This window comes from Mesorhizobium sp. M1A.F.Ca.IN.022.07.1.1 (genome assembly GCF_003997575.1).
Lineage (GTDB): Bacteria > Pseudomonadota > Alphaproteobacteria > Rhizobiales > Rhizobiaceae > Mesorhizobium.
Genome location: NZ_RZST01000359.1, coordinates 1 through 5695, shown reverse-complemented (window position 1 = coordinate 5695; position 5695 = coordinate 1). Strand labels below are relative to the sequence as shown.

At 61.7% G+C, this 5695-nt stretch carries 6 protein-coding genes; 2 read left to right on the top strand and 4 right to left on the bottom strand.

The genetic code is table 11. The features are described 5' to 3' along the window. Window positions 1–1441 (top strand): erythromycin esterase family protein (locus tag EOA75_RS27700; protein ID WP_127325652.1); only part of this gene is annotated, 1441 nt, incomplete at its 5' end. A 74-nt stretch (window positions 1442–1515) separates the two neighbouring features. On the opposite strand, the gene EOA75_RS27695 is transcribed toward EOA75_RS27700, so the two are convergent. The 3 genes from EOA75_RS27695 to EOA75_RS27685 all read right to left on the bottom strand — a co-directional run bounded on the left by EOA75_RS27695 (window position 1516) and on the right by EOA75_RS27685 (window position 3610). After that, window positions 1516–1830, bottom strand: a complete 315-nt coding sequence (locus tag EOA75_RS27695) for a hypothetical protein (protein WP_067320781.1) — start codon at window positions 1828–1830, stop codon at window positions 1516–1518. A gap of 548 nt (window positions 1831–2378) precedes the next feature. Beyond that, the gene (locus EOA75_RS27690) at window positions 2379–2804 is read right to left on the bottom strand and encodes a hypothetical protein (protein WP_067320635.1); all 426 of its coding nucleotides are present in this window, start codon (window positions 2802–2804) and stop codon (window positions 2379–2381) included. Window positions 2805–3124: 320 nt separating this feature from the next. Continuing rightward, the gene (locus EOA75_RS27685; protein WP_127325651.1) at window positions 3125–3610 is read right to left on the bottom strand and encodes a hypothetical protein; all 486 of its coding nucleotides are present in this window, start codon (window positions 3608–3610) and stop codon (window positions 3125–3127) included. Window positions 3611–3797: 187 nt separating this feature from the next. On the opposite strand from EOA75_RS27685, the gene EOA75_RS27680 reads away from it, so the two are divergent. Continuing rightward, a complete protein-coding gene (locus EOA75_RS27680; RefSeq protein WP_127241332.1) occupies window positions 3798–4118 on the top strand; it encodes a hypothetical protein in 321 nt (106 codons plus the stop codon). 388 nt (window positions 4119–4506) lie between these two features. Here the strand turns inward: EOA75_RS27680 and EOA75_RS27675 are convergent, their stop codons facing one another. Next, complete coding sequence (locus tag EOA75_RS27675; RefSeq protein WP_127325650.1) at window positions 4507–5373, bottom strand: Ku protein; 867 nt, start codon at window positions 5371–5373, stop codon at window positions 4507–4509. Window positions 5374–5695 lie beyond the last annotated feature (322 nt).

Here is a 5695-nt window from a genome sequence, read left to right as displayed (position 1 = left end):
CCTCAAAGTCACCCGCACGGGCGCTTCCACCTACAGCGAGGAAGATTTCGGTGCGGTGCGCTTTGTCCCTTTGATCGGCGAAGAAGGCTGGCAGGAGGACAACCGCATCCGAACCAGCCGTATCTCCCCGCTCTTGCCAGCGCGCAGTCTTCCGCAGATGATTGCCGCAGCGGCCGAACCGCTTCCGGAGTTCGATGATCCCGCCTTTGTGGAGGCCTTCGATCGCTTTGCCGACCGGCGGATCGTGCTGCTCGGCGAAGCGAGCCACGGCACATCCGAGTTCTATCGGGCGCGGGCTTGGATCACCAGAAGACTGATCGAGAAACATGGCTTCACGATCGTCGCCGCTGAAGCCGACTGGCCCGACGCCGCGGCGATCGACCGCTATGTGCACCAGCGCCCACCTTCGCCGCGCGCCGACATGCCTTTCCAGCGGTTTCCCACCTGGATGTGGCGCAACGCGGAATTCGCGGCATTCGTGGAGTGGCTGCGTGCGCACAACGAGCAGATCGAAACACCGGCAAGCCAGGCAGGGTTCTACGGCCTCGATATCTACAATATGAAAGGCTCGATCGCGGCGGTTTTGGAATATCTCGACCGCATCGATCCGGAGGCGGCAAGCATTGCCCGCGAACGCTACGGCTGCCTGACGCCGTGGCAGCACGAACCCGCCACCTATGGCCGGGCGGCGCTAACCCGAGGCTACCGGGAATGCGAGGAGGCGGTGCTGCGGCAATGCCGGGACATGCTGTCGCGTCAGCTCGATCACGCCGGCCAGGACGGCGACGAATTGTTCGATGCCGCGCAGAACGCCCGGCTCATCGCCTCCGCCGAGCACTACTATCGCGTGATGTACTATGGCGGCGCGCAATCCTGGAACCTGCGCGACACGCACATGTTCGACACACTGCAACATGTTATCGAAGCGCGTTCCCCCGATGCCAAGGCCGTGGTCTGGGCGCACAACTCCCATATCGGCGACGCCCGCTTCACGGAGATGGGAATCGTCAGGGACGAAGTGAACATCGGTCAGCTCTGTCGCCAGCGGTTCGGCGACGACGTAGCCCTCATCGGCTTCGGCACGCATGCCGGGACGGTCGCTGCCGCCAGGCATTGGGACGGCGAAATGGAAATCATGTCCGTGCGGCCTTCGCGCGAGGACAGCTACGAGCGGCTTTGCCACGACGCCGGCACCGCTCGTTTCCTGCTCGACCTTGGAGCCGATCCAGCCCTTCATGAACGGCTGACCGAACGTCGGGTAGAACGGTTCATCGGAGTGATCTATCGGCCGGAAACGGAACTGCACAGCCACTATGCCGACGCCTCGCTTGCGCGGCAATTCGATGCCTTCGTCTGGTTCGATGAAACTACCGCCGTGACGCCGCTCGGGCTGGAGCATGTGACGCGCGGTGTCCCCGACACCTACCCCTTCGGGGTGTAGGTGATGGACGGATGCATTCGACATCGCGCTATGCGGAACCTTCGGCGCACAGGTGATGCGGCGAGCGAAGACTACTATTCTTTCACGTAAGCACCAGGCTGGCGGCCGCCTTTGGGCGCTTTTGCATCCTTGGATTGCTTGGGGACCGATGGGCCCGCTCCGGAAGTCTTTTCCGTCGCAGGACCAGGCGTCGCCCGTCCCGGAGGGTTTTGCCCTTCCGACTGATGTGTCTTATCTTCCACCTCGCCCTGTCTGCGGGTGAGCCCAAAGCGATCGTGAGGCTTTTCGTTGCCGGCCGCAGCCTGCGAAAACCGGTCTGAGGGATCCGGATCGGTGTTGGCCGGGTACTTCCTGGCGCCGGTCTCGCGGCGGTTCTCGTCATTGCCCATGACACTCTCCGGGTTGATCTGAGGGATAACCAGATCGTCGGAAGGGCGTTCCCCGACCTGGCCGATAAGGGACGCGGGCAATCGGCTCCATCAGTCCGATGGAACAAACACGCCATCGCCCAATTAGGCAAACAGAGTTCGGTGGCCAAGCGCGGTCCGGTTGCGCCCGATCCGACAGTCGGCGCGGCTTCGGCTCCAAACACGAACAAGCCGGGCGGCTAGCAGCGGACGAAAGGATTTCTGATGCCCCGGATCGTTGCAGTGATCGCGATCGTGGTGATTTTGTTGATAACCGTTTGGGCCTGGATCGGCCGAGAGCCCGAGCGCCCGAGCGGCGGGAGCCAGCAGCCAGCGCCCCACGCGATCGACCAGAACGGCTGAGGCAGGGCCTTTCGATCGGCGACTTGCCGTTCTCACCGCATCGCCGTCTTCGCCGCATTGCGGTCTCGCGCGCCCTGCATGGACCTATCGCTCCGCGGATCGATCAACGTCCGAGCAAAGCCGGCGGCTGTCGCAACAGCCGCGATAGCGAGCAGGTTGAGACGCAGTCAGTGTATGAAGCGGCTTCTCAGCCAGGCAAAAATGCGATTGCCTGTGACAATTCTCCGGACGCGTCCAGCAGCCCAACTGGCCTGCATGGTTGCGCCGGTGTGGCAGCTGCAGACGACTTCATGCAACTGCCAATCGGAGAGTTCAAAGAAGCGTTTGGCTTCCCCATAGGTATCGGACTGCAGGCCCGAGGCCCTCAGCAGCGGGTCTTCGAACGCAACCGTCAGCGGGGATCCAGCCGCCCGCGCCTCTTCCCGCATGCCTGGATAGAGATACTCGGTGCCGGTGAGCGCGGCGAGACAGCGCAACGGATTCCGCTCGAGCAGTTCTGCCCACCTCTCTATCTTTTCAGTCCTTGTCGTGAGCGGCACCAGCGGATTGATATCAGCGACTGCGTGCAGTTGGTCGAGCGTTTGGTGTTTCATGATAGGCTCCCGTCCATACTTGGCTGACCGGCTTGTCCTGGCGGGGTCGGCAGGCCCGCGTCTGAGGTGCGGGCCGATCAGTGTTTCCCACCGATCTCCGGCAGGCGCCAAAAAAGCGGCGCCTGCAAATCATCGAACTGACAGTCGTCCCCAAAGTTCCGGATGAACACGGAATTCATTTGGAATGAGGTTCCGCAGTGCAGGACTGCACGGCGTTTCAGTTGCGAGCCCAGGCTGGACTAAGATGCAGGCGCATTGTCGAATATCTCATATCCAGTGATAGGAACGGGAGCATGGTCCTTTTCAGGCCCCCGCGGTCCTCATTCCGCTGCCGCCTTCTTCCGTTTCGCCTCGTGGAAGTCGATTGACAGCACGATCTTTCCGTTGGCGTCGCGAACCCGGACGGCCCAGCCCTGCTGCCCACCTTCGGCGGCCGTGTCGTCAAGCAAATCAATCGCCGAACGCAGCGCCTCGTCGTGCACGGCCTCCAGGTTCGGGAATTCCACGCCCTTGAGCTGCCGCACGCCATCATGGTCGCGATATTCGAATGTGAAGGGGCTGTCCGGCTTGGCGGGCTCGCTGAAGTCGCGGTTGCGCTCCTGCGCGGACCGGTGTTCCACGGTCTCGAAAACCGCGCACTGCACCATCATCTCTTTGGCGCGATCGATAAGAGCGGTGTCGCCGTACGTCGGCCGTGGATCGGATCCAGCCATTGTGACGGCAATCTTTTCGCCGCCCTCACCGAGAAATTCGACTGTCACCACGCCTTCCGAGTTGGAAACTATTTGGGTCTCAAGAACCTGCATCGGTGCCTCGTCATCTTAGATAACGAAGGTAAAAGCTGCCCAACAGGAAATGTTCGGCCGCGCTCAGCGATTGATAGTTCCCCCTTCCCGGAAACGAGTTCCTGGACAGCAGCGTTTCTACTTCGCGTTCAAGATCCCGTGGGAACACCGACGCCTGACAGATGTTTGGTAGCGAAGGAGCTGTCCGATGACCTCACCGAGCAAGCGAACACCCGCCGAGGGTCGAGGCGAAATGCAGATGGGCATTAGCCGGGACAAGACGCCCGGATTCGACCCTTCTGCCGCCCCGCAGGAAACGGATGCAGAGGCGGGAGGGTCGACGAGTTCCGCCCATCGCGTCGCATCAGATAAACCGAAATTCACCAATCAGGCGAGCTTCGCCGACGCCATGCAGCGCCCCCAGAACACGCCCGGCCTTCAACCGAGCAGGAACGGGCCGGTGCTGGTGATTGCGGCGCTCGTGGTTCTGGCGGGCGCCGCTTTCCTGCTTGCCGCCCGGCTGGGTTGATGGATGCCGGCTCGCCGAGGAAGTGGCGCTCCAACCCGGAACGCCCGATGCAAGGTCTGATAGCTAGGGAGTATGTGCATGCCCATGTTGAAAAAGCTTCTTCGCCATCTTTGGCGACGGAAAATCCAGCCGGCGGCCAATCCATCCCCAGTCGATGCGATCGTGCGGCTGTTGCGTGAAAGCGAGGAACGCAACGGATAGATTTTTGGATCGTGCCCGGTGCGCCCCGGCGCGCGAAATCCTCGAGCTCGTGCTCTTCTGCCACGGACGGTGTTTTAGCCCGCGCTGAGCGTTACCCGAATTCCTCCTCGGCGAAGGCGCCAAGACTCCAGCCTTGTTTGCCTCGGTCTGCAAGCCAGCTTGATGTCGCTCACCGCACAGACAACTGCTATGCCGATTTGCGCCCCGGTGCAGAATTCTTCGTCTTTTTTCGTTTCGGCGCTCCCCTGGACTTCGGGGATTTGGGTTTTGCCCCGGCCTCCGCGCCGAGGCTCTTTTTCAGCGCATCGAATAAATTGACCACATTGGACGGCTTGGGTTCCGCCTTGGCTTTCGGCGCCTTCCTGCCGGCCTTTTTGGCGCGAACCAGTTCCAGCAGTGCCTCCTGATATCGATCTCGGAACTCGGTGGGATCGAACTTGCCCTTCTGCTTATCGATGATGTGCTCAGCCAACCCGATCATCTCGCTGTCGGGCTTTCCCGACTTGATCTCGGCGAAGACGCCGGCGGGCTCGCGCACGGTGTCGCCATAACGCAGGGTGGTCAGCATCATGCCCTTGCCGCGTGATTCGACCACCACCGGGCGTTCCCTCTGATAGAGCACGATGCGAGCGAGCCCGGCCATCTTCTTTTCTGCCAGCGCGTCGCGGATCACCGCAAAGGCCTCTTCCGAGACCTTGTCGGCGGGCGTCACGTAGTAGGGTGCGTCGAGATAGATCTGCTCGATCGACGATTTGTCGACGAAGCCGTCGAGATTGAGCGTGTGCGAGGACTCGATCTGCACCGCCTCGATGTCTTCCTCTTCGATGAAGATGAATTCGTCCTTGCCGACTTCGTAGCCCCTGACCTCGTCGTCTTTATCCAGCGGCTTGCCGCTCTCGGCATCGACATAGATGCGCCGGACCCTGTTGCCGGTCTTGCGATTGAGCACGTGGAAGGAAACCTTCTCGGCATGGGTCACGACGTTCGTCAATTCGACGGCACAGGTGACCAGCGACAGTTTGAGATAACCGCTCCAGGCGGGACGCGGCGCCATGGCGATCTCCTTGGCGACAGGAATGCAGCCGGAACGGCGAACGCACCGCTTCGGTTCCGACGTCGCAGGCCGGCGCATCGCGTCGGCTTCAGCCGGCTGAACCGGGAAGCAGCGCTGAACTTCCCGGCGGGAGAAGCAACGGGAGCTTCCGACAAGGGCCTGGCCCGACATATTCGAGTTGCAGACATCTCGTTCGAAACGTCCGTCCGTCGCGGGATCATTCGGAACAATGGGCCTTCGGGCAAGTTGGATACGGCTCCAACGGCGAATTGATCTGGAACGACCGTGGCGACGCGGAAGATCGACAAGGACAGGCGTGAGC

Bases quoted from the DNA above. Each gene is read 5' to 3' on its own strand.
- EOA75_RS27695 (WP_067320781.1), bottom strand. From the start codon at position 1,830: ATGGGCAATGACGAGAACCGCCGCGAGACCGGCGCCAGGAAGTACCCG.
- EOA75_RS27690 (WP_067320635.1), bottom strand. From the start codon at position 2,804: ATGAAACACCAAACGCTCGACCAACTGCACGCAGTCGCTGATATCAAT.
- EOA75_RS27685 (WP_127325651.1), bottom strand. From the start codon at position 3,610: ATGCAGGTTCTTGAGACCCAAATAGTTTCCAACTCGGAAGGCGTGGTG.
- EOA75_RS27680 (WP_127241332.1), top strand. From the start codon at position 3,798: ATGACCTCACCGAGCAAGCGAACACCCGCCGAGGGTCGAGGCGAAATG.
- EOA75_RS27675 (WP_127325650.1), bottom strand. From the start codon at position 5,373: ATGGCGCCGCGTCCCGCCTGGAGCGGTTATCTCAAACTGTCGCTGGTC.